Source organism: Rubellimicrobium rubrum, assembly GCF_006152115.1.
GTDB lineage: Bacteria > Pseudomonadota > Alphaproteobacteria > Rhodobacterales > Rhodobacteraceae > Rubellimicrobium > Rubellimicrobium rubrum.
In genome coordinates, this window is sequence record NZ_VDFU01000003.1 from 37560 (window position 1) to 59614 (window position 22055).

Genomic DNA, 22055 nt, shown 5'->3' on the forward strand with positions numbered 1-22055 from the left:
GGGAACACCTAGCTAAAATGGCAAGGTGACTTGTTCAACCTATCCGTGTTTCTGTTTAGTCACGGCGAAATCGGAACGCGAAGCCTGCGTCCCTATCTTTGGGGCGGTCGGACCTCGCCTGTGGGGGGTGAGCGTGTTCTGTCGCGAAACGGAACAGCAAAGGAAGCACGAGATGAAGCATCCCGTCGATGTGCATGTGGGCAAACGCATCCGCCATCGTCGTTGGACGCTTGGGACCACCCAGCAGCAGTTGGCTGACCGGGTCGGGATCAAGTTCCAGCAGATTCAAAAATACGAGACCGGCGCGAACCGCGTGAGCGCCTCCCGCCTTTGGGATATCGCCGGGGCACTCAGCGTCCCCGTGTCCTTCTTCTTTGAAGGCATGGACGCCCAGTCGCAGCCGAATCTCGTCGTTGGCTCGGACATGCCCAACGACATCCTGTCCGACCGTGAGGCGCTTGAGCTTCTCCGCTCCTATTACGCGATCCCCGAGGCGCAGCGCCGTCGGCTCTTCGACTTGGCCCGCGTGCTGAGTGACGCGGCCTGACTTGACCCTGCCATCAGGGCCGCGATACCGCCACCCCGAACGGGGAGCGGAGCGGCCCGATGCGCGACACCTTGACCGAAGACGAAAGGGCCGTCCTGATCCGGACAGCCCATGCCCTCGCGGATGCCGCCCGGCCGGAGACGCTCCGGCATTTCCGGACGGGCATTGCGACCGATGACAAGGGCCCTGGACCGGGCGGACTGTTCGATCCCGTCACCGAGGCCGACCGCGCCGCCGAACGCGCCATGCGCGCCGTCCTGAGCCGCGAGCGGCCCGATGACGCCATCCTGGGTGAGGAATACGGACCGCAGCCGGGCACCAGCGGCCTGACCTGGGTGCTCGACCCGATCGACGGCACGCGCGGGTATATCAGCGGCACGCCGACCTGGGGGGTCCTGATCTCGGTCGCCGATGAGACGGGGCCGCTTTATGGCATCATCGACCAGCCCTATATCGGAGAACGCTTCGAGGGCGGTTTCGGACGCGCCAGCGTCAACGGCCCGCACGGACGGGCTGAGCTGAAGGTGGGTAAACCTCGCCCCCTGTCCGAGGCCATCGTCCTGACCACCTTTCCCGAGATCGGCACCGCGGCCGAGCATGCCGCATTTCGGCGGGTCGCAGACCGCGCCCGGCTCGTGCGGTATGGGATGGACTGCTACGGTTATGCGCTGCTTGCGGCGGGGCAGGTGGACCTCGTCATCGAGGCGGGGCTGCAGCCCTACGATGTGCAGGCGCCCATCGCGGTCGTGACGGCGGCCGGTGGCCTCGCGACCGGGTGGGACGGCTCGCCCGCCCATGGCGGCGGGCGGTTGCTGGCGGCCGCGAACCCGCAGATCCATGCCGCCGCCATGGAGCTTCTGGCAGGATAGGGCAGGGCTTCAGTCCACTCACTCGGCTGCACCGGCGTGACTTCGGCTGCGGTCTGCGGCAGGCAGGACCCCGAGCCCCGGAGGATACCCATGCCCGATCTGCTGATCCGCAACGCCGACCTGTGTCTCACGATGGACGATGAGGGCCGGGAGATCGCAGGTTGCGACATTCTCGTGCGCGGCGGAGTCATCGCGCAGGTCGGGCCGGGCCTCGTCGGGGAGCGAGCAGAGATCGTGGATGCATCGGGATGCCTTCTGACGCCCGGGCTCGTGAACACGCACCACCATCTCTACCAGACGCTGACGCGGGCGGTTCCGGGCGCGCAGGACGCGCTGCTGTTCGGCTGGCTTAGGACGCTTTACCCGATCTGGGCGCGCTTCGGCCCCGAGGAGATGCATGTCTCGGCCCTTGTGGGCCTGTCCGAACTGGCGCTGTCCGGCTGCAGCCTGACTTCGGATCACCTCTACCTATTCCCGAATGGCGCACGGCTCGATGATACCATCGCCGCCGCGCAGGAGGTGGGCCTCCGCTTCCATCCCACCCGCGGCGCCATGAGCATCGGCCAAAGCCAGGGCGGGCTGCCCCCGGACGTTCTGGTGGAAGCCGAGGGGTCGATCCTTGACGACTGCATCCGGGTCATCGACACGTTCCACGACCCGCGCGAGGGGGCGATGGTCCGGGTCGGCGTGGCACCCTGCTCTCCGTTTTCGGTCAGTCGCGAACTGATGCGGGATGCCGCTCTCCTGGCTCGCGACAAGGGCGTCATGCTCCACACCCATCTGGCCGAGAACAACGAGGACGTCGCCTATTCGCTGGAACGGTTCGGCTGCCGTCCGGGCCAGTACGCCGAAGATCTGGGATGGACCGGGGCCGATGTCTGGCACGCGCATTGCGTCAAGCTTGACGAAGGGGAGATCGGACTGTTCGCCCGGTCCCGGACGGGCGTGGCGCATTGCCCATGCTCCAACTGCCGTCTCGGATCGGGCATCGCCCCGGTGCGTGCGATGCGCGACGCGGGCGTGAAGGTTGGCTTGGGCGTCGATGGGTCGGCCAGCAACGACCTCGGCAACCTCGCGCATGAGGCGCGACAGGCAATGCTCCTCCAGCGGGTCGCGCAAGGGGCCGATGCCATGAGCGCGCGCGAGGCGCTCTGGATCGCCACGCGTGGCGGGGCCGAGGTGCTGGGCCGCCCCGATTGCGGTTGCATCGCTCCTGGCGCTCGGGCCGACTTGGCGCTCTGGGACATGAGCGGCATCGAGGCCGCCGGAAGCTGGGATCGCACGGCGTTGCTGTTGGCCGGGCCATCCCGGGTGCGGGATCTATGGGTGGAAGGTCGCCGAGTGGTGGCAGACGGCCGCCTAATCACCGTCGACCTGCCCGCCATCCTGCGCCGTCAGGGGCTTCTCGCGCGGAAACTGGCCTGAGGCCTGCGCGGCACGCCGCCCGATCCAAGGTTCGCCTTGGTTCCGCCCATGGAATGACAGAATCAGCGTCGGTACTCGCACGTGAGAGATAACCCGCGAGTAGATCATGAAGTTCCTGGCTCTGGCTCTTGCCGCATCGCTTTTGTCCGGCTGCATGCAGCCTCGCCCATCACCCGAGTCAGGCATTGCCCCCAACGGCGGGGCAATGGGCTTCGTGGAAACCGCTCCGGCACGGCACTCGATCTCATCCAGCTCCACGACCTCGGGCTTTGGCGTGGCCCTGAACGATCTGAGGGCTCGGTATGGAATGGGCGCGCTGCGGGAGGACCGGCGCCTGTCTGCGGCCGCCCAGGCCTTTGCGGAGGATATGGCCCGGCACGGCTACCACTCGCATTATGGCCGCGACGGCTCTGATATCGTGACGCGCGTGCAGGGAGCGGGATGTCGCGGCGGCGGCCATTTCGCCGAGAACATCGCCTGGGGTCAGGACACCGCCCAAGACAGCCTGTCGGGCTGGTTCGCGTCACCCCACCACCGCGACAACATGCTGAGCCGCAAGTACGGCGTGTACGGCCTGGGGCAGGCTGGCGGGGTCTGGGTTCTCGACTTCGCGGGTGGTTGCTGAGACACGATCAGGTCCGCGTCACGGGACGGCCTGCAACCCAGCTCGCGCGGATGGCGCGGTCGTCGCCCATCATGATGGTGGGAAACACCGCCTCCCATAGGTCGCGCGCCCGTTCCTGCCGCTGGGCGATGACAGGGGTAGAGGCGAGGTCCAGGACCACGAGGTCGGCCTCGGCCCCGGCTTGGAGGCTGCCGACGACCCCGCCCAGATGCAGCGCACGCGCCGATCCCTCGGTCGCGAGCCACAGAAGTTGGACCGGATGCACGGCCTGTCCGCGGATCTGCGCGATCTCATAGGTCGCTGCCATGGTGCGCAGCATGGAGAACGACGACCCCCCGCCGGTGTCCGTCGCGAGCCCCACAGTGACTCCGCGCCGCTTGAGACCCATCAGGTCGAACAGCCCCGAACCGATGAAGGTGTTGGAGGTCGGGCAATGCACCGCTGCCGCGCCGACCTCGGCCAGCCTGTCCCGTTCGCGGGGCTCCAGGTGGATGACGTGCCCATAGACGCCGCGCGGTCCAAGAAGGCCGTGCGCCTCGTAGGTGTCGAGATAGTCCCGCGCTTGTGGGTACAGGCCACGCACCCACTCGATCTCGTCGGTCTGCTCGCTCAGATGGGTCTGCATGAGGCAGGTCGGGTTCTCGGCCCAAAGCGCGCCCAGTGCCTCTAGCTGCTCCTCTGTCGAGGTGGGGGAAAAGCGTGGCGTGATGGCGTAGGAGGCCCGCCCCTTGCCATGCCAGCGGGCGATCAAGCGCGCGCTTTCGTCATAGGCTGAGCGGGCAGTGTCGCGCAGCCCTTCGGGCGCGGTGTCGCGGTCCATGCAGGTCCGACCGGCTGCGACCCGCATCCCCCGCGCCTTTGCGGCTTCGAAGAAGGCGTCCGCCGATCCTTCGTGGATGGTGCAAAAGGAGCAGAGCGTCGTCGTACCATGGGCTAACGCAAGGTCCAGCGTCCTGTCGGCCAGCGCGCGGGCATAGGCCGGATCCGCGAAGCGCATCTCCTCGGGGAAGGTGTAGGTGTTCAGCCAGTCGATCAGCCGCTTGCCCCAGGAGGCGATGATCCCGGTCTGAGGATAGTGCATGTGGGCGTCCACGAAGCCCGGCAGGATGAGGTCGCGTCCGTAGTCCATGACCCTTGCCGCGGGGTTGGCGGCCCTCAGCGCCGTGCCGTCTCCTATGGCCGTGATGTAACCATCCTCGATCAGCACGCCACCGAATTCGCGGTGGCTCACGCACTCCTCCCAGGGGCGGAGGAAGGGATCGCCCGTAAAGGACAGGGTCTGGCCAAGGAGAAGCGAAGTCATCATGCGGTCACCCTAGGCACCCGCCCGGCGGGTTGCAAACCGAGCGCACCCGGTTGCCCCCGCCGCGCAAATCTGTAGGGTCCGCCCGAACGCGGCACGGGGCAGGGGGGCCAGGATGGACGATCGATCCAGCACTTTGACCCAGCCCCAGAACCAGGACGAGGACGACGAGTTCGGCCTCCCGGCACGTCTGGTGGGACAGGCGCTTGAGGCCGTCGAGGCGCGGGACGCTGTCCAGCTCGATGAGCTTCTCGACCCATTGCATCCCGCCGACATCGCCGACCTGCTGGAGCAGATCGGGCCGGGCCAGCGCCGGAGCCTGTTGGCCTTGTGGCGGGGCGGCATGGATGGCGACATCCTGTCCGAGCTCGATGAATCCCTCCGCGAGGAGGTGATCGAGGGGCTTGCTCCGGGCGAGCTGGCCGAGGCCGTCCGCGATCTCGAAACCGACGACGTCGTGGACCTTGTCGAGGATCTCGACCCTGCCGCGCAGGAAGCGGTGCTGGGCGCCCTGGCGGCCGCCGACCGGGTCGCGGTGGAAAAGGCGCTGACCTATCCCGAGTACTCGGCTGGGCGCCTCATGCAGTCCGAAGTCGTTCGCGCGCCGCATCACTGGACGGTGGGCGAGGCTATCGACTTCCTGCGCAGCGGCACCCTGCTGCCCGACCAGTTCTACCATGTCGTGCTGATCGACCCGCGCCTCAAGCCCGTGGGCTACGTCACGCTGGGCCGCATCCTGAGCGCCCGACAGGAGACGCGCCTACGGGATCTGACCGAGGAAAGCTTCCGCACCTTCCACGTGGAGGACGAGCAGGGCGATGTGGCCCAGGCCTTCAACAAGTACCACCTGATCTCGGCCCCGGTGGTGGACGACGACGACCGGCTAGTGGGCGTCATCACCATCGACGACGCCATGAACGTCCTCGACGAGGAACACGAGGAGGATATCCTCCGCCTGGCCGGTGTGGGCGACGGCGCGCTGTCGGACAGCGTGCGCGAAACGATCCGGGGGCGGCTGCCCTGGCTGGTCGTGAACCTGGGCACGGCGGGCCTTGCCGCCTTTGTCATCTCCCGGTTTGAAGGCACGATCCAGGCGCTTGTGGCCCTGGCGACGCTCATGCCGATCGTGGCCTCCATGGGCGGCAATGCCGGAACCCAGTCGCTCACCGTCGCGGTGCGGGCGCTGGCCACGCGCGACCTCACCCGGTCGAACGCCTGGCGCGTGATCCGCCGCGAAGCGGCGGTGGGCCTTCTCAACGGCGTCGTCCTGGCGACGGTGCTGGGCGGCCTGACCGTGCTGTTCTTCGGCTCCTGGGCCCTGGGCGCGGTGATCGCGACGGCGCTGGTCGTGAACCTGATCGCGGCGGCGCTGGCCGGGGTCTTCGTGCCGCTGCTGATGGAGCGGATCGGCGTGGACCCCGCGCTCGCCTCTGGGACGTTCGTGACGACGGTCACCGATGTGGTCGGCTTCTTCTCCTTCCTCGGTCTCGCTACCCTGGTGCTCATGTGAGCGACCTGACCCGCATCAAGGCCGAGGCCCGCGCCCGCGCCTTTGCCCGGCGGCAGGACGCCTGGGAGGCGGGGCACTCTGCCCCCTGGACCCTGCTGTCCGAGGTGCTGAAGCCGCATCTGGGTCGCCCGCTTGCTGGTTATCTTCCCATGAGGACCGAGATCGATCCCCTGCCCGCGATGGCCGAGGCTGCCGCTCATGGCCTTGTGGGCGTTCCCATCACGCCCAAGCGCGGCCTTCCCCTCACCTTCCGCCAGTGGTCCCCTGGCTGCGCCATGATGGACGGTGGCTTCGGAACACAGATCCCGGCAAGCGGCGATGTGGTCGTGCCTGAGGTGCTGATCGTTCCCTTGGTCGCCTTCGACCGGCGGGGCGGGCGCTTGGGCTATGGGGGCGGTTTCTACGACCGGACCCTGGCGGCGCTTCGGGCCGACCATGCGGTGATGGCCATTGGTTACGCATGGGCTGCCCAAGAGGACGGGGACCTTCCGCTCGAGGAGACCGACGCCCCTCTCGATCTGATCGTCACCGAGTCCGACGTCATCCGGCCTTGAGGGACCCGCTCCGCTTGCCACAGCGGTTCGGCGCTCCTATGACGCCGCCATGAGACTTCTGTTCCTGGGCGATGTCATGGGCCGGTCCGGCCGCGCGGCGGTGGCTGAGCGCCTGCCGAAACTGCGGACCGAGTGGCGGCTCGACTTCGTCGTCGTCAACGGCGAGAACGCGTCGGGCGGGATGGGCCTGACGCCCGAGCACGCCCGCGTCCTGCTGAATGCCGGGGCGGATGTGGTGACGCTGGGCGACCATGCCTTCGACCAGAAGGACATGATCCCCTTCATCGAGCAGGAGCAGCGGATCATCCGTCCGCTGAACTTTGCCAAGGGCGCGCCGGGCCGGGGCCACCGGGTGTATGACGCCCCTGGCGGGCGCAAGGTCCTCGTGACCCAGGTGCTGGGCCAGGTCTTCATGAAGCGGCCCTTCGACGACCCGTTCTCGGCCGTCGATGGCGTCCTGCGGGCCCACCCACGAGGTGGCCTCGTGCAGGCGAGCCTTGTGGACATCCATGCCGAGGCCACCTCGGAAAAGATGGCCGTGGGCCATTACTGCGACGGACGGGCGAGCGTCGTGGTCGGAACCCACACCCATGTGCCTACTGCTGACGTCGTGATCCATGCGAACGGCACGGCCTACCAGTCCGACGCCGGCATGTGCGGCGACTACGATTCGGTCATCGGCATGCAGAAGGAAGAGCCCATGCGCCGGTTCATCACCGGCATGGGCCGCGACCGCTTCACGCCGGCGCTGGGCGAAGCCACCCTGTCAGGCCTTTATGTCGAAACCGAAGACCGGACCGGCCGTGCGACCCGGGCTGTCCCGGTGCGCGTGGGCGGGCGGCTGGCCGAGGCGCGGCCCTGACCACGTGACCCTCCGGCCCTCTTCCAGGAGACCCTGAATGTTCGGTCTGGCCGTTCCGGCAGAGATGCAGCCCTGGGCGGCCATCATTGTCACGTTGCTGATGTTCGCCGCCTTCATGTGGGAACGTTTCCCCGTCGAGGTGGTGGCCATCGTGGGTGCCGCCGTGCTCCTGATCCTCGGGATCCTGCCCATGGACGAGACGCTGGATGTCTTCTCCAACAGCGCCCCATGGACGATCGCTGCGATGCTGATCCTCGTGGGCGCTCTTGTACGGACCGGAGGGCTGCACTTCGTCGGGTCGCTTGCTGCAAAGCATGTGGAGCAGCGGCCCAAGCTGACCCTGGCGCTGATCTGCGCGGGGATCGTCGCGACCTCGGCTTTCGTCAACAACACGCCCATCGTGGTGGTGATGTTGCCAATCTTCATCCAACTCAGCCGCCAGATGGCCATGTCGCCATCCAAGTTGCTGATCCCGCTTAGCTACCTCACGCTTCTGGGGGGCTGCATCACATTGATCGGGACGTCCACGAACCTTGTCGTGGCGGGCGTCGCGCGGGATGCTGGGCTGGAGCCCTTCCATATCTTCGAGATGAGCCCGGTGGGTCTGCCCGTGGCCATCGCGGGCGCTTTGTACCTGGCCGTCTTCGGGCCGCGGCTGTTGCCAGACCGCAAGAGCATGGCGGATTTCCTGACCGACCGGTCCCGCATGCGTTACTTCACCGAAGTAGTAGTCCCCGAAGGCAGCAACCTGATTGGGCGCGAGGTGCTGGACGTGCAGCTCTTCAAGCGGGAGGGGGTGCGCTTGATCGACGTGATCCGGGGCGATGCTTCGCTGCGTCGGGACTTCGCGCCGGTCACGCTCCGGGCCGGCGACCGCATCATCCTGCGGACCGCCATGGCCGAGCTCCTGTCGCTCCAGAAGGACAAGTCGCTGCGCCGGGTGGATCAACTGTCCTCGGTCGCAACGACCACCGTAGAGGCCCTGATCGCCGCTGATTGCCGCATGGTGGGGCGGCGCCTGGGGGACCTGCGTCTGCGCCGCCGCTATGGGGTCTATGTCATTGCGGTGCATCGGCGGGACAGGAACTTCGGCTCGAATCTCGACGACGTGGTGATCCGGGCCGGCGACACCCTGCTTTTGGAAGGCGCGGCCGAGGATATCCAGCGTCTCGCGCAGGACCAGAACCTCGTGGACATCGCCCATCCGACGCAGCGCGCCTATCGACGCGGGCATGCGCCGATCGTGATCGCCACCATGGCCGCCGTCGTCGGGCTGTCCGCCATTGAGGTCGCCCCCATCGAGATCCTGGCCCTTCTGGGCGTGGCGGTGGTGCTGGTGACCCGCTGCATCGACGCGGACGAGGCCTTTGGTCTGATCGACGGGCGGCTCATGGCGATGCTTTTCGCCATGCTGGCCGTCGGCTCGGCCCTGGAGCATTCCGGCGCAGTCGAACTGATCGTCGGGGCCGTGGCGCCGCTGATGGCGGGCTGGACACCGGTACTGTCGATCTTCGCCATCTATGCGCTTTGTTCCATCCTGACCGAGCTGCTGTCGAACAACGCCGTGGCGGTGGTGGTCACTCCGGTGGCGATAGGGCTGGCGCAGACGCTGAACCTTGATCCGCGGCCCGTGCTGATCGCGGTGATGATGGGGGCGTCCTTCGGCTTCGCCACGCCGATCGGCTACCAATGCAACCTGCTCGTCTATGGACCGGGAGGCTACAAGTTCAGCGACTTCCTCAAGGTGGGCATCCCGTTGAACATCCTGGCGGGCCTTGTGGCCAGTCTCGTGATCCCCCTGATCTGGGACCTCTGAGCGCACTCTTGCCCCCCGTTGCGCGGCTGGGGTAAGGGAGCGCGATCCTTCGCATTCGGAACTTTCGGGAGTACAAGCCCATGGCCGGCCATTCCAAATGGGCCAACATCCAGCACCGCAAGGGCAAGCAGGACAAGCTGCGGTCCAAGCTGTTCTCCAAGCTCTCCAAGGAAATAACGGTCGCGGCCAAGATGGGGGACCCGGACCCCGACAAGAACCCGCGCCTGCGTCTGGCGGTCAAGGAAGCGCGGTCCAACTCCATGCCGCGGGACGTCATCGACCGCGCGATCAAGAAGTCGCAGGGCGGCGAGGCCGAGGCCTATGAGTCGATCCGCTACGAGGGCTATGGCCCCGGCGGCGTGGCCGTCATCGTCGAGGCGCTGACCGACAACCGCAACCGAACCGCGTCCAACGTCCGATCCACGTTCACCAAGAACGGCGGCAACCTGGGGGAGACGAACTCGGTCGCCTTCCAGTTCGAGCGAAAGGGCGAGATCTTCTACAAACCCGAGGTCGGCGACGCCGACGCCGTCATGATGGCCGCCCTCGAAGCCGGAGCCGAAGACGTCGAATCCGACGAGGACGGCCACTGGATCACCACCGGTGAGGACGATCTGGGCACCGTGTCCGCGGCGCTGGAGCAGTCCCTGGGCGAAAGCGAGACGGCCAAGTTCGTTTGGCGGCCCAAGGTCACGGCCCCTGCCGATGGCGAGGTCTTCGAGAAGCTGATGCGCCTCATCGAGGTGCTCGAGGATGACGACGACGTGCAGAACGTCACCACAAATGTCGATGCGTCCGAGGACGTGATGGCGGCCTACGCGGCCTCCTGAGGATGGCGCAGTCCCGGCCTGTCGCGGGCATCCTGTGGATGCTGGTGACGGGCCTTCTGTTCGTCGGCATGACGGCGGTGGTGAAGCATGTCGGAAGCGACGTGCCCGCCGCGCAGTCCGCCTTCCTCCGTTTCGCCCTGGGGCTGCCGTTTGCGGTGCCGATGCTCTGGCCACTTTGGCGGACCGGCCTTGGCCGGAACGAGGCTGGCCTTTTCGCGGCGCGTGGGGTGGTTCACACCGTCGGCGTGATCTGCTGGTTCTTCGCCATGACCCGCATCCCGCTCGCGGAGGTCACGGCCATGAACTACCTCAACCCGATCTACGTCACCCTGGGCGCGTCACTGTTCTTGGGCGAGCGATTCGAGGCTCGCCGCCTTGTGGCCGTCGGAGCGGCACTGGTCGGAGCGCTGGTGATCCTGAGACCGGGTTTGCGGGCCGTCGAGGCGGGGCACTTCGCCATGCTTGTCACCGCCCTGTTCTTTGCGGGCGGCTACCTGATCGCCAAGCGTTTGTCCGGTCAGGTCAGCGCCGGGGTTGTCGTGGGGATGCTGTCGGTTACGGTGACCCTGGGCCTGCTGCCCTTCGCTCTGTGGGTGTGGGTGCCGGTGGGCTGGGCCGAGATCGGCTGGTTCTTCCTGGCCGCGGTTCTTGCCACCTTGGCCCACTACACGATGACGCTGGCTTTCGCCTCGGCTCCGGTCAGCGCGACGCAGCCCGCGACGTTTCTCCAGCTTGTCTGGTCCGTCCTCCTGGGCGCCGCCGCTTTTGGCGAGCCGGTGGATGGCTGGGTGATCCTGGGCGGCGCGATCATCATGGCCGCCGTCAGCTTCATCACCTGGCGCGAGGCCGTCGCCCGGCGCGTGGGTCTGGTGACCGAGCCTTAGGCGCGCGGGTCGAGCAGCCGTGCCAGGACCCCGTCCGCCGTGATGTGGCCCAGCGTGGCCCCGTCCTCGCGCACGGCGAGGGGTCCGTCGCGCAGTTGGCTCATGACGTCGCGGATATCGGCGTCCGGCGCGATCTCCCCGTGGGGAAGCTGGCCATTCGGCGTCACCATCACATCGCGCGCCCGCAGCACGCCCAAGGGGTTCATGTGGGCCACGAACTCGGCCACATACGAGGTGGCCGGTGCGCGGAAGATGTCGCGGGGCGTTCCGCATTGCACGATTCGTCCCCCCTCCATGATCGCAATGCGGTTGCCCAGCTTGAACGCCTCGTCGAGGTCATGGCTCACGAACACGATCGTGCGGTTCCGCTTGGCCTGCAGGTCCAGCAGCTCGTCCTGAAGCCGCGTCCGGATCAGCGGGTCGAGAGCCGAGAAGGGTTCGTCCATCAGAAGGACAGGCGCGTCGGTGGCAAAGGCGCGGGCGAGTCCCACGCGCTGCTGCATCCCGCCCGAGAGCTGTCCGACAAGCGCGTCTGCCCGGTCGCCCAGGTTGACGAGCCGCAACTCCTCCTCGACCCGCGCCGTCCGTTCGGCCTTGGACTGGCCGCGCAACTCCAGCCCCAGGCCCACATTGTCGCGGACGGTGCGCCAGGGCAGCAGGCCGAACTGCTGGAACACCATGGCGACGGTGCGCTGGCGAATCCGGCGGAGCGTTTGCGGATCGGCCTTGGTGACCGAGACCACGTCGCCATCGGTGCGGACGCGCACCTCGCCCCGGCAGACGGGATTCAGGCCGTTCACGGCGCGGAGCAGCGTGGACTTGCCCGACCCCGACAGACCCATGAGCACGAGGATCTCGCCCTCGGCCACCTCGAGCGAGCAGTTGTGCACGCCCAGGACCTGTCCGGTCCTCTGCTGGATCTCGGACCGGCTCAGGCCCTGGTCCATGAGCGGCAGCGCGCGGTCGGGCCGGTCGCCGAAGACGATGTTCACCTGATCGAAGACGACAGCGCTCATTGCGGACGACTCACACGAAGCATGCGATCAAGGATGATGGCGACCACCACGATGATGAACCCTGACTCGAAGCCCAGGGCTGTGTTGACCGAATTGAGCGCCCGGACCACCGGCACCCCGAGCCCGTTCGCCCCCACCAGCGCCGCGATGACCACCATGGACAGCGACAGCATGATGGACTGGTTCAGCCCCGCCATGATCTGAGGAAGCGCGAAGGGCAGTTCCACCTTCCAGAGCTTCTGGCGCGGCGTGGCCCCAAAGGCTTCGGCGGCTTCCAGAAGCGCCTGTGGGGTGGACGCGATGCCGAGATAGGCGAGCCGTATGGGGGCAGGGAGGACGAAGATCACCGTCGCGATGAGACCGGGCACCATGCCCAGGCCGAAGAACACGATGGCGGGAATGAGGTAAACAAAGGTCGGCAGCGTCTGCATCAGGTCCAGCACGGGTGCCATGGCCTGATACAGCCGCGGCCTGTGCGCCGCCGCGATGCCGATGGGAACACCGATCCCCATGCACACCGCGCAGGCCGTGAGCACCAAGGTCAGGCTTTCGGTCGTTTCTTCCCAATAGCCCTGGTTCAGGATGAACAGGAAACCCAGCAGCACCAGCAGGCAGGTCTTCCAGGATCGTTGAAGGATCCAGGTCAGGCCGACGAAGATCGCGATCAGGACAAGAGGGTGGGGCGCCTGCAGGGCCCACATGATGCCGTCGATGGTCGCCCCGATCACGTCCGCGATCCCGTCGAACACGACTTGCCCGTGTGTCTGCAGCCAGTCGAAGAAGTCGGCGGCGAAACGGCCTACGGGTATTTTCTGCGTCACCCAGTCCATGAGCCCCTCGCTCTACCGTATCATCACCCGTGCATCGGGGTCATTCACCAAGGAATGCGACGATGCGTGCGCCCACATCCTCGGGTCGTTCCCAGAACATGTTGTGTCCGTGCCCGGCGTAGGTCTCGAACTCCGCCTCGGGCAGCGTGTCGCGGACCCAGTCCTGGGTGCCCGCATCGAACAAACCGTCCTGATCGCCCCAAAGGACCAGCACCGGCGACTCGATCCGCCGGGCGTACCAGGACCAGTCCGTCATGGTCAGGGCCCGCAGCACCCCGGTCCACACGTGGAGCGGCACGGCGGCGCTCTCGGCGCGTTCGCGCGACAGGAAGTCGTCGTCCACCGGGGTGGGATTGGCATACCAGTCCAGCATGAACTGGCTGTTGGGGTCGATGGGCGGGGTCAGGGCCGGTACGTTGTCCCAAAGCCAGTCGGTCGGTCCCTTGGGAACCGAGAAGGCGGTGCTGACCAGAACGAGATGGTCCACGCGATCGGGATGCTCGGCGGCAAAGACTCCGGCGGTCATGGAGCCCAGCGAGTGCCCGACGATGTCGGCGCGGTCGATGCCAAGGGCGTCCATGAAGCCCAGCAGGTCCCCCGAGAACGCGTCGATCCCGTAGCAGCAGGCTGGCGCGTCCGATCCGCCGTGGCCGCGAAGGTCTACGGCATAGACGTGCCGGCCGCCCAGATGCGGCACGAGAAGCGACCAACTCCGGCTGTTGTCCGTGTAGCCGTGAAGCAGGATCAGCGGGTCGTCCACGACCCCGTCCGTTCCATCGACCTCCACGTAGCTGAGCTGTTGGCCGTCCGCCGTGGTGACTGACTGCCGCGCGCCGGCCCAATCGTCCTGAGACGGCAGGGGACCGGCAAGGAGGGGCACCCCCGCCATCAGAAGTGCTGCAAGGGGGCCCCAGACCCGCATGGTCAGAGCCCCATGGCCGAGCGGACGGCCGCGAGTCCCTCGCCGCCATCGACGGTCGTCACGCCCTGGAGCCAAGCATCAAACATCTCGGGGTGCTGGGTGAGCCACTGCTTCACAGCCTCGTCGGGCTCCAGCTCTTCGTCGAGGATGAGGCCCATCATCTCGTTCTCCATGGGCAAGGTGAACGTCATGTTCTTGAGCAGCGTCGCCACGTTCGGGCATTCCGTTGCAAAGCCCTTGCGGGTCACGGTGTACACGTTCCCTTGCCCGCCGAAGAAGTCTTCGCCGCCTTCGAGGTATTGGAGGGGGAAGTTGGCGTTCATGGGATGCGGCGCCCAGCCCAGAAAGACCACCGGCTCCTCGCTATCCACCGCGCGGCGCACCTGCGCGAGCATCCCCTGCTCGGAGGATTCGACCACCTCGAAGCCTTCCAGGGGGCCGCCGGCCTCGGTGAGGCCGATGAGATAGGTGTTGGCTTCGTTGCCGGGCTCGATCCCGTAGATCTCGCCGTCGAGCTGGTCGCGGAAGGTCGCCAGATCCTCGTAGGTCTTGAGGCCTTGATCATAGAGATAGGCGGGTACGGCGAGATTGTACTTGGTGCCCTCGAGGTTGACGCCGACCGTCTCGATCGAGCCGTCGTCCAGATACGGCTGGATCGCGCTCTGCTGCGAGGGCATCCAGTTGCCGAGGAACACGTCGAGGTCGCCGGTGGACAAGGCCTGGAAGGTCACGGGAACTGACAGGACCTGCACGTCGACTTCGTAGCCCAGCCCCTCGAGCACCTGCTTGGCGGCCGAGGTCGTGGCAGTGATGTCGGTCCAGCCCACGTCCGACAGGCTGACGGCTGTGCAGGCCTCCTGTGCCAAAGCCGGACTGGCAGCCGCAAGCAGCGCAATCGCGCTCAGCGTCGTGCGGAGGGTCATCAAATATCTCCCTGTTAGCAGGCGGTGTTGCCCCGCCGTTTCTTGATTGACGAGTCAATCAATCACTCGATATTGCGGCCTGGCAAGTCTTTTTCCGGGGAACGCTATGCCTCGTCATGCCGCCGAGCCTATCCGACGCGCCGCAATCGTCAAGGCAACGATCCAGGAGGTCGCGCGGGCCGGCTCGCTTGAGGTGACCGTGGCGCAGATCGCCGCGCGGGCCGGGGTGTCGTCGGCCTTGGCGCATCATTATTTCGGCTCAAAGGAAGCGATCTTCGTCGCCGCCATGCGCCATGTCCTGACGCTGTTCGGGGCCGAGGTGCGCGGCGCTCTCGCCACGGCCGATTCCCCTCGCTCCCGGATCGAGGCGATCGTCCGCGCGTCCTTTTCCGCAGGGTCGTTCCGGCGCGAGGTCATCGCTGCCTGGCTCAACTTCTACGTCCAGGCCCAGACCACCCCCGAGGCGCGGCGCCTCCTGTCGCTGTATCGCAAGCGCCTCCATTCCAATCTGGTCCATTCCCTGAAGCCTCTGGTGGGGGACCGGGCAGGGGAAGTGGCCGAAGGGGTCGGGGCACTGATCGATGGCGTCTATCTAAGGCAGGCCCTCGCCGGCACCACGCCCGACCGGCGTGCGGCGGCGGACCTGGTGCTGAACCATGTCATCCGCGAGATCGGGGCATGAGGCCCAACATCCTCATCCTCATGGCGGACCAGCTGACCGGGACGCTGTGGCGGGACGGACCGGCGAACTGGCTGCATGCGCCCAACCTGCGCAAGCTGGCCGAACGGTCCGTGCGGTTTGCCAATGCCTATACCGGCTCCCCGCTGTGCGCCCCGGCCCGCGCCTCGGTCATGTCCGGGCAGTTGCCGTCCCGGACAGGGGTCTATGACAACGCGGCCGAGTTCACGTCCTCCGTACCGACCTTTGCCCATCACCTGCGGCGGGCGGGCTATCAGACCGCGCTGTCGGGCAAGATGCATTTCGTCGGCCCCGACCAGTTGCACGGCCTGGAGCAGCGGCTCACGACCGACATCTACCCGGCCGATTTCGGCTGGACGCCGGATTACCGCAAGCCCGGCGAACGGATCGACTGGTGGTATCACAACTTGGGCTCCGTTTCGGGCGCGGGCGTGGCCGAGATCACCAACCAGTACGAGTACGACGACGAGGTGGCCCATCTGGCCGTCCAGAAGCTGTATGACCTGGCGCGCGGCCACGATCCCCGGCCCTGGTGTCTGACGGTGAGCTTCACGCACCCCCACGACCCCTATGTGGCCCGGCGCAAGTACTGGGACCTGTACGAGGATTGCGAGCACCTCGATCCCCCGGTCGCGCCGATCCCCTACGACTCTATGGACCCGCATTCGAAGCGGCTCATGGACGCCTGCGACTGGCGGTCCTCCGAGATCACGCCCGAGATGATGCGCCGCGCGCGCCGGGGCTACTTCGCCAACATCACCTATGTGGACGAGAAGATCGGCGAGATCCTGGCGGTGCTGGAGGCCACGCGGCAGGAAGCCATCGTCGTCTTCCTGTCCGACCACGGTGACATGCTGGGCGACCGGGGCCTGTGGTTCAAGATGAACTTCTTCGAAGGCTCGGCCGCCGTGCCGATGATGATCGCTGCGCCCGGACTGGAGCCGGGTCGCATCGAGACCCCGGTCAGCACCATCGACCTCTGCCCGACGCTCTGCGACCTTGCAGGCGTCTCCATGGATGACGTGATCCCATGGACGGACGGCGTTTCGCTGGTCCCCGTCGCCCGCGGGGCAGAGCGCGGGCCGGTGCCGATGGAATACGCCGCCGAAGGCTCCGAAGCGCCGATGGTGGGGCTGCGGGATGGGCGCTGGAAATATGTTCGCTGTGCGCTCGATCCGGAGATGCTGTTCGACCTTGATGCCGACCCGAACGAACTGACCGACCTGGCCGGCGATCCGGCGCAGGCCGAGGTGTTGGGCCGGCTGCGTGCCATGGCGGACGAACGCTGGGACCTGAACGCCTTCGATGCCGCCGTGCGCGAAAGCCAAGCCCGTCGCTGGGTCGTCTACGAGGCCTTAAGAAACGGGTCGTATTACCCTTGGGACTTCCAACCGCTCCAGCGGGCGTCCGAGCGGTACATGCGAAATCATATGGACCTCAACGTGCTCGAAGAGAATCAGCGCTTCCCGCGGGGCGAATGACATGACCCAGATCCAGCCTGCCGCCAGCCATTTCGTGGACGGCCAGTACCTTGAGGATGCGACCGGGGAAGCGATCCCCGTCCTGTACCCGGCAACGGGCGAGGTCATCGCGACGGTCCACGCCGCAACGCCCGCGGTGGTCGAGGCGGCCTTGGCCTCAGCCGCGCGGGCCCAGAAAGAATGGGCGGCCCTGCGGGGCGTGGAGCGGGGGCGGGTGCTCCGTCGCGCCGCCGACATCATCCGCGAGCGGAACCGCGACCTGTCCGTGCTGGAAACCTACGACACCGGCAAGCCCTTGTCGGAAACCCTGGTGGCCGACGCCATGAGCGCGGCGGACGCGCTCGAATACCTTGGCGGCCTCGCGGCGACCCTGTCGGGAGAGCACATCCAGCTCGGCTCCGACTTCGTCTACACGCGACGCGAGCCGCTGGGTGTCTGCGTCGGCATCGGCGCTTGGAACTACCCGACCCAGATCGCCGCCTGGAAGGGGGCCCCGGCGCTCGCTTGCGGCAATGCGATGGTGTTCAAACCATCCGAGACCACGCCGCTCGGCGCGTTGAAGTTGGCCGAGATCCTGATCGAGGCGGGGGCCCCGGCGGGTCTCTACAACGTCGTGCAGGGCATGGGAGCCGTAGGCTCGGCCCTGATCGCCGATCCGCGCGTGGCCAAGGTGTCGATCACCGGGTCGGTGCCGACCGGGACCAAGGTCTACGAAGCCGCTGCCCGAGGCATGAAGCATGTCACCCTGGAGCTTGGCGGCAAGTCGCCGCTGATCGTGTTCGAGGACGCCGACATCGACAATGCCGTGTCGGGCGCGATCTTGGGCAACTTCTACTCCTCGGGGCAGGTCTGCTCCAATGGGACGCGGGTCTTCGTCCAGCGCGGGATCAAGGACGCCTTCCTGAGCCGCCTGAGAGAGCGCCTCGACGGCGTCGTCATGGGCGACCCGCAGGACGAGGCCACGAACTTCGGCCCCATGGTCAGCCAGCGCCAGCGTGAGATCGTCGAAGGCTTCATCCGGACAGGGATCGAGGAGGGCGCGAGGTTGGTCGCCGGCGGAGGGCGGCCCGACCGTCCCGGCTTCTGGATCGAACCCACGGTGTTCGCTGACGTGACCGACACCATGGCCATCGCGCGGGACGAGATCTTCGGGCCGGTCATGTCCGTTCTCGACTTCGACACCGAGGAGGAGGTGCTGGCGCGGGCCAACGCCACCGAGTTCGGGCTTGCCGCCGGGGTGTTCACGCGCGACCTCGCGCGCGGGCACCGGGTCGCGGCCGGGTTCGAGGCCGGAACCTGCTTCATCAACGCCTACAACCTCACGCCCGTGGAGGCCCCGTTCGGGGGCATGAAGCGGTCCGGGATCGGCCGTGAGAACGGCAAGGCCGCCATCGAGCACTATTCGCAACTCAAGTCCGTCTATGTCGGCATGAACCGCGTAGAGGCGCCCTTCTGATGTTGGAAGCGGATTACATCGTCGTCGGCGCGGGAAGCGCGGGCTGCGCCATCGCGTACCGCCTGTCGGAGGCCGGACGCTCCGTGCTGGTCATCGAAGCCGGAGGCTCCGACTGGGGCCCGTTCATCCGGATGCCCGCCGCGCTGTCCTATCCCATGAACATGGCCCGCTATGACTGGGGCTTCCGCACCGAGCCCGAGCCTCATCTGGGCGGGCGCGTGCTGGCCACCCCCCGGGGTCGGGTGATCGGCGGGTCATCCTCGATCAACGGCATGGTCTATGTGCGCGGCCACGCCAAGGACTACGACCACTGGGCCGAGAGTGGGGCCACGGGATGGTCCTATGCCGACGTGCTGCCTTACTTCCGGCGCATGGAGAACTGGCACGGGCAGACCGGCGATCCGTCATGGCGCGGTCAGGACGGTCCGCTGCATGTCACCCGCGGTCCGGCGGACAACCCGTTGGCGCAAGCCTTCCTCAAGGCCGGTCACGAGGCGGGCTACCCTCTCACCGACGATCCGAACGGCCACCAGCAGGAAGGGTTCGGCCCGATGGAGGCGACCATCTGGCGCGCCCGCCGCTGGTCCGCCGCCTGGGCCTATCTGCGTCCCGCCCTGCGTCGGGTGAACTGCGACCTTGTGAACGGCATTGCGCGCCGCGTGGTGATCCGCAACGGGCGCGCGGTCGGCGTGGAGATCGACAGCTTCAACGGGGTGCAGACCATCAAGGCGCGGCGCGAGGTCATCGTGGCGTCGTCCTCCATCAACTCCCCCAAGCTCCTGATGCAGTCGGGCATCGGGCCCGGACGGCACCTGCAGGACCTGGGCATTCCCGTCGTGGCGGATCGGCCCGGCGTGGGACAGAACCTTCAGGACCATCTGGAGATCTACGTCCAGCAGGCGGCGACACAGCCGGTGTCGCTGTTCCGCTACTGGAGCCTGCACGGCAAGGCGATGGTTGGCGCCCGGTGGCTGTTCACCGGCAGCGGCGTCGGCGCCTCGAACCAGTTCGAGGCCGGCGCCTTCATCCGCTCGCGACCCGGGGTGGAATATCCCGACATCCAGTTCCATTTCCTGCCTATCGCGGTCCGCTACGACGGACGGGCGGCGGCCGAGGGGCATGGATTCCAGGCGCATGTGGGACCGATGCGGTCCCCGTCGCGCGGCTCTGTCACCCTACGGTCGCCCGACCCGACCGCCGCGCCCAGGATCCTGTTCAACTACATGTCCACCGAGGAGGACTGGCGCGACTTCCGGACCTGCATCCGCCTGACCCGCGAGATCTTCGGGCAGGACGCGTTCAAGCCCTTCGCAGGCCGCGAGATCAGCCCCAGCGCCGACGTGGTGAGCGACGAACAGCTCGACGGGGTCATCCGCGACCATGTGGAAAGCGCCTATCATCCCTGCGGGACCTGCAAGATGGGCGCGGTGGACGATCCCATGACGGTCGTGGACCCGGAATGCCGCGTCATCGGGGTGGACGGGCTGCGCGTGGCCGACAGTTCCATCTTCCCGCGCGTGACCAACGGCAACCTCAACGCGCCCTCGATCATGACCGGGGAAAAGGCCGCCGACCACATCCTCGGGCGGCAAGCCTTGCCCCGAGACGAGCGGCAGCCCTGGATCGATCCCGATTGGTACGCAGGGCAGCGGCCCCTGCGCCGTCCCAGCGCAGCCGCAGCCGAGTAGCTCAGCCCAGAGCTCCTCGGGCCGCTGGGTTTCTCGGCCTGAGCCGTCGTCTTTGGCGCAGATCCGCAGGCTCGCTTGCCTCCAAGCTGTCCCGCTGAGCAGAGTACTGGCTTGCAGATTGCAGCGCGCCGGTGGCAGACGTCTGAGGTCATAGTGCCGTTCGGCCCACCTTGGTCGCCTCGAACTGGCTTGCGCCACTATCATTTGCGGAACCATTCGCGCTCTGGACCGCGGGTCCATAAATTTGGAGCATCGGCCGCTGACGTGGGACCGACCACTCCAGATCGAACTGCTGCAAGGTGAGGGTCGGAGCTAAGCGACCCCCACTGGGTCCAGGCCGAAACAAGGCAGGGGTGTGATGGGGCGGGCAGGGATGTGACCCGGCCCGCTGCCTCCGATTGACGGCTTCAGGTCCGCCTCAGGCGTGGATCGCCCCGTCGCCGCAGGCCAGAGCCGCCTCGCGCATCGCCTCCGAGAACGTCGGGTGAGCGTGGCAGGTGCGGGCCAGATCCTCGGCCGCTGCACCGAACTCCATGGCCACCGCGACCTCATGGATCAGATCGCCGGCCATCGGGCCGATGACATGCGCCCCAAGGATCCGATCTGTGGCCTTGTCCGCCAGGATCTTGACGAAGCCATCGGCCTGGAAGACGGCCTTGGCGCGGGCGTTGCCCATGAAGGGGAACTTGCCGACCTTGTAGGCGCGTCCCTCGGCCTTGAGTTGCTCCTCGGTCAGCCCCACCGAGGCGACCTCGGGCGTCGTGTAGATGACCGAGGGGATCACGGCATAGTTCACATGGCCATGCTGCCCCGCCAGGACCTCGGCCATCGCCATGCCCTCGTCCTCGGCCTTGTGGGCGAGCATGGGACCTTCGCGAACATCGCCGATGGCATAGACACCCGGGATGTTCGTGGCGAAGCGTGCATCGGTGGCGATCTGGCCGCGCTGGGTCATCTGAATACCAAGCGCATCGAGCCCCAAGCCATCGACATAGGGCTTCCGGCCCGTGGCCACGAGGACGACGTCGGCCTCGATCCGAGCTTCCTCCTCGGACTTGCGAGACTTGTGGACGACGATCGCGCCGGTGGCGGTGCGCTCGACCCCCTGCACTGCGGTGCCCAGGACGAAGGTCAGGCCCTGCTTCTGGAGGATGCGCTGAAACTGCTTCGCGACCTCTCCATCCATGCCGGGGGTGATCTGGTCGAGGTATTCCACCACCGTCACCTTGGCCCCGAGGCGGGCATAGACCGACCCCATCTCCAGCCCGATCACCCCCGCGCCGATCACCACAAGGGTCTTGGGGATGGCCCCAAGGGTCAGGGCACCGGTCGAGGTGATAATGACCTCCTCGTCCACGGTGACGCCGGGCAGGGTGGAGGACTGTGACCCGGAGGCGATCACGATGGCCTTAGCCTCGTGCACGTCGTCGCCGACCCTGACCTGGCCGGGGGACGGGATGCTGGCGAAGCCCTTGATCCAGTCGATCTTGTTCTTCTTGAACAGAAACTCGATCCCGCCGGTGTTCCCGGCGATGACCTCGTCCTTGTAGGACAGCATTCTGGCCCAGTCGACCTGGGGCGGCTGAACCATCAGGCCCATCTTGGCAAAGTTATGGTTCGCCTCGTGTAGTTCGTGGGTCGCATGAAGAAGCGCCTTTGAGGGGATGCAGCCTACATTGAGGCAGGTGCCGCCCAGGGTCGCCCGCCCTTCGGCCACGCCGACCTTGAGCCCCAGCTGCGCGGCACGGATCGCGCACACATAGCCACCCGGGCCCGCGCCGATCACGATGAGGTCGTAGGTGGCCATCAGTTCA

General features: G+C 66.9%; 20 protein-coding genes. 14 read left to right on the plus strand and 6 right to left on the minus strand.

The genetic code is table 11. The features are described from left to right. The first annotated feature begins 172 nt into the window (after nucleotides 1-172). The 4 genes from FHG66_RS03275 (at nucleotide 173) to FHG66_RS03290 (ending at nucleotide 3466) form a co-directional block, all read left to right on the plus strand. Nucleotides 173-547, plus strand: coding sequence for a helix-turn-helix domain-containing protein (locus FHG66_RS03275; protein ID WP_139075270.1), 375 nt, complete (start codon nucleotides 173-175; stop codon nucleotides 545-547). Nucleotides 548-606: 59 nt separating this feature from the next. Next, entirely contained in the window at nucleotides 607-1416 is an 810-nt protein-coding gene (locus tag FHG66_RS03280) for an inositol monophosphatase family protein (RefSeq protein WP_139075271.1), read from the plus strand. Between the two features lie 90 nt (nucleotides 1417-1506). Further along, complete coding sequence (locus FHG66_RS03285) at nucleotides 1507-2841, plus strand: 8-oxoguanine deaminase (RefSeq protein ID WP_139075272.1); 1335 nt, start codon at nucleotides 1507-1509, stop codon at nucleotides 2839-2841. Between the two features lie 106 nt (nucleotides 2842-2947). Then, nucleotides 2948-3466 (plus strand): CAP domain-containing protein, encoded by a 519-nt coding sequence (locus tag FHG66_RS03290; protein WP_246082439.1) that lies wholly within the window; start codon nucleotides 2948-2950, stop codon nucleotides 3464-3466. Nucleotides 3467-3473: 7 nt separating this feature from the next. Here the strand turns inward: FHG66_RS03290 and guaD are convergent, their stop codons facing one another. Further along, nucleotides 3474-4772: a guanine deaminase gene (guaD, locus tag FHG66_RS03295; RefSeq protein ID WP_139075273.1), complete on the minus strand. Its 1299-nt coding sequence runs from the start codon at nucleotides 4770-4772 to the stop codon at nucleotides 3474-3476. A 112-nt stretch (nucleotides 4773-4884) separates the two neighbouring features. Between guaD and mgtE the strand changes: the two genes are divergently transcribed. From mgtE to FHG66_RS03325, 6 genes are all read left to right on the plus strand, one after another. Further along, nucleotides 4885-6279 carry a magnesium transporter gene (gene mgtE / locus FHG66_RS03300; RefSeq protein ID WP_139075274.1) on the plus strand — a complete coding sequence of 465 codons (1395 nt, stop codon included), beginning with the start codon at nucleotides 4885-4887 and terminating at the stop codon, nucleotides 6277-6279. Further along, entirely contained in the window at nucleotides 6276-6833 is a 558-nt protein-coding gene (locus tag FHG66_RS03305) for a 5-formyltetrahydrofolate cyclo-ligase (RefSeq protein ID WP_139075275.1), read from the plus strand. The genes mgtE and FHG66_RS03305 overlap by 4 nt, the downstream gene beginning before the upstream one ends. 49 nt (nucleotides 6834-6882) lie before the next feature. Further along, entirely contained in the window at nucleotides 6883-7695 is an 813-nt protein-coding gene (locus FHG66_RS03310; protein ID WP_139075276.1) for a TIGR00282 family metallophosphoesterase, read from the plus strand. A gap of 37 nt (nucleotides 7696-7732) precedes the next feature. Further along, a complete protein-coding gene (locus FHG66_RS03315) occupies nucleotides 7733-9511 on the plus strand; it encodes an SLC13 family permease (RefSeq protein WP_139075277.1) in 1779 nt (592 codons plus the stop codon). 80 nt (nucleotides 9512-9591) lie between these two features. Next, nucleotides 9592-10341, plus strand: a complete 750-nt coding sequence (locus FHG66_RS03320; RefSeq protein WP_139075278.1) for a YebC/PmpR family DNA-binding transcriptional regulator — start codon at nucleotides 9592-9594, stop codon at nucleotides 10339-10341. A 2-nt stretch (nucleotides 10342-10343) separates the two neighbouring features. Next, the gene (locus FHG66_RS03325; RefSeq protein WP_246082440.1) at nucleotides 10344-11225 is read left to right on the plus strand and encodes a DMT family transporter; all 882 of its coding nucleotides are present in this window, start codon (nucleotides 10344-10346) and stop codon (nucleotides 11223-11225) included. On the opposite strand, the gene choV is transcribed toward FHG66_RS03325, so the two are convergent. From choV to choX, 4 genes are read right to left on the minus strand one after another with little or no spacing between them, the layout of a single operon-like run. Continuing rightward, a complete protein-coding gene (gene choV, locus FHG66_RS03330; protein ID WP_139075279.1) occupies nucleotides 11222-12241 on the minus strand; it encodes a choline ABC transporter ATP-binding protein in 1020 nt (339 codons plus the stop codon). The genes FHG66_RS03325 and choV overlap by 4 nt on opposite strands. Further along, nucleotides 12238-13071: a choline ABC transporter permease subunit gene (choW, locus tag FHG66_RS03335; protein WP_139075280.1), complete on the minus strand. Its 834-nt coding sequence runs from the start codon at nucleotides 13069-13071 to the stop codon at nucleotides 12238-12240. The genes choV and choW overlap by 4 nt, the downstream gene beginning before the upstream one ends. Nucleotides 13072-13111: 40 nt before the next feature. Beyond that, nucleotides 13112-13993, minus strand: a complete 882-nt coding sequence (locus FHG66_RS03340) for an alpha/beta fold hydrolase (RefSeq protein ID WP_139075281.1) — start codon at nucleotides 13991-13993, stop codon at nucleotides 13112-13114. 2 nt (nucleotides 13994-13995) lie between these two features. Further along, nucleotides 13996-14916, minus strand: a complete 921-nt coding sequence (gene choX / locus FHG66_RS03345) for a choline ABC transporter substrate-binding protein (RefSeq protein ID WP_139075282.1) — start codon at nucleotides 14914-14916, stop codon at nucleotides 13996-13998. A gap of 106 nt (nucleotides 14917-15022) precedes the next feature. On the opposite strand from choX, the gene betI reads away from it, so the two are divergent. Genes betI through betA form a run of 4 tightly spaced genes read left to right on the plus strand, consistent with a single transcriptional unit; the run spans nucleotide 15023 to nucleotide 20241 of the window. Beyond that, a complete protein-coding gene (betI, locus tag FHG66_RS03350; RefSeq protein WP_139075283.1) occupies nucleotides 15023-15598 on the plus strand; it encodes a choline-binding transcriptional repressor BetI in 576 nt (191 codons plus the stop codon). After that, nucleotides 15595-17097 (plus strand): choline-sulfatase, encoded by a 1503-nt coding sequence (betC, locus tag FHG66_RS03355; RefSeq protein ID WP_139075284.1) that lies wholly within the window; start codon nucleotides 15595-15597, stop codon nucleotides 17095-17097. The genes betI and betC overlap by 4 nt, the downstream gene beginning before the upstream one ends. A 1-nt stretch (nucleotide 17098) precedes the next feature. Continuing rightward, nucleotides 17099-18553, plus strand: a complete 1455-nt coding sequence (gene betB / locus FHG66_RS03360) for a betaine-aldehyde dehydrogenase (RefSeq protein WP_139075285.1) — start codon at nucleotides 17099-17101, stop codon at nucleotides 18551-18553. Between the two features lie 2 nt (nucleotides 18554-18555). Then, complete coding sequence (betA, locus tag FHG66_RS03365; RefSeq protein WP_176556124.1) at nucleotides 18556-20241, plus strand: choline dehydrogenase; 1686 nt, start codon at nucleotides 18556-18558, stop codon at nucleotides 20239-20241. Nucleotides 20242-20659: 418 nt separating this feature from the next. Here the strand turns inward: betA and lpdA are convergent, their stop codons facing one another. Further along, nucleotides 20660-22048, minus strand: coding sequence for a dihydrolipoyl dehydrogenase (gene lpdA, locus FHG66_RS03370; RefSeq protein ID WP_139075287.1), 1389 nt, complete (start codon nucleotides 22046-22048; stop codon nucleotides 20660-20662). Nucleotides 22049-22055: the final 7 nt, after the last annotated feature.

Excerpts from the sequence above, each read along its gene's own strand:
- FHG66_RS03325 (WP_246082440.1), top strand. The coding sequence starts at position 10,344 with ATGGCGCAGTCCCGGCCTGTCGCGGGCATCCTGTGGATGCTGGTGACG.
- FHG66_RS03310 (WP_139075276.1), top strand. The coding sequence starts at position 6,883 with ATGAGACTTCTGTTCCTGGGCGATGTCATGGGCCGGTCCGGCCGCGCG.
- FHG66_RS03280 (WP_139075271.1), top strand. The coding sequence starts at position 607 with ATGCGCGACACCTTGACCGAAGACGAAAGGGCCGTCCTGATCCGGACA.
- guaD (WP_139075273.1), bottom strand. The coding sequence starts at position 4,772 with ATGATGACTTCGCTTCTCCTTGGCCAGACCCTGTCCTTTACGGGCGAT.
- lpdA (WP_139075287.1), bottom strand. The coding sequence starts at position 22,048 with ATGGCCACCTACGACCTCATCGTGATCGGCGCGGGCCCGGGTGGCTAT.
- choV (WP_139075279.1), bottom strand. The coding sequence starts at position 12,241 with ATGAGCGCTGTCGTCTTCGATCAGGTGAACATCGTCTTCGGCGACCGG.
- FHG66_RS03340 (WP_139075281.1), bottom strand. The coding sequence starts at position 13,993 with ATGCGGGTCTGGGGCCCCCTTGCAGCACTTCTGATGGCGGGGGTGCCC.
- FHG66_RS03320 (WP_139075278.1), top strand. The coding sequence starts at position 9,592 with ATGGCCGGCCATTCCAAATGGGCCAACATCCAGCACCGCAAGGGCAAG.
- betC (WP_139075284.1), top strand. The coding sequence starts at position 15,595 with ATGAGGCCCAACATCCTCATCCTCATGGCGGACCAGCTGACCGGGACG.
- FHG66_RS03290 (WP_246082439.1), top strand. The coding sequence starts at position 2,948 with ATGAAGTTCCTGGCTCTGGCTCTTGCCGCATCGCTTTTGTCCGGCTGC.
- FHG66_RS03285 (WP_139075272.1), top strand. The coding sequence starts at position 1,507 with ATGCCCGATCTGCTGATCCGCAACGCCGACCTGTGTCTCACGATGGAC.
- choW (WP_139075280.1), bottom strand. The coding sequence starts at position 13,071 with ATGGACTGGGTGACGCAGAAAATACCCGTAGGCCGTTTCGCCGCCGAC.
- FHG66_RS03315 (WP_139075277.1), top strand. The coding sequence starts at position 7,733 with ATGTTCGGTCTGGCCGTTCCGGCAGAGATGCAGCCCTGGGCGGCCATC.
- FHG66_RS03275 (WP_139075270.1), top strand. The coding sequence starts at position 173 with ATGAAGCATCCCGTCGATGTGCATGTGGGCAAACGCATCCGCCATCGT.
- mgtE (WP_139075274.1), top strand. The coding sequence starts at position 4,885 with ATGGACGATCGATCCAGCACTTTGACCCAGCCCCAGAACCAGGACGAG.
- betB (WP_139075285.1), top strand. The coding sequence starts at position 17,099 with ATGACCCAGATCCAGCCTGCCGCCAGCCATTTCGTGGACGGCCAGTAC.
- choX (WP_139075282.1), bottom strand. The coding sequence starts at position 14,916 with ATGACCCTCCGCACGACGCTGAGCGCGATTGCGCTGCTTGCGGCTGCC.
- betI (WP_139075283.1), top strand. The coding sequence starts at position 15,023 with ATGCCTCGTCATGCCGCCGAGCCTATCCGACGCGCCGCAATCGTCAAG.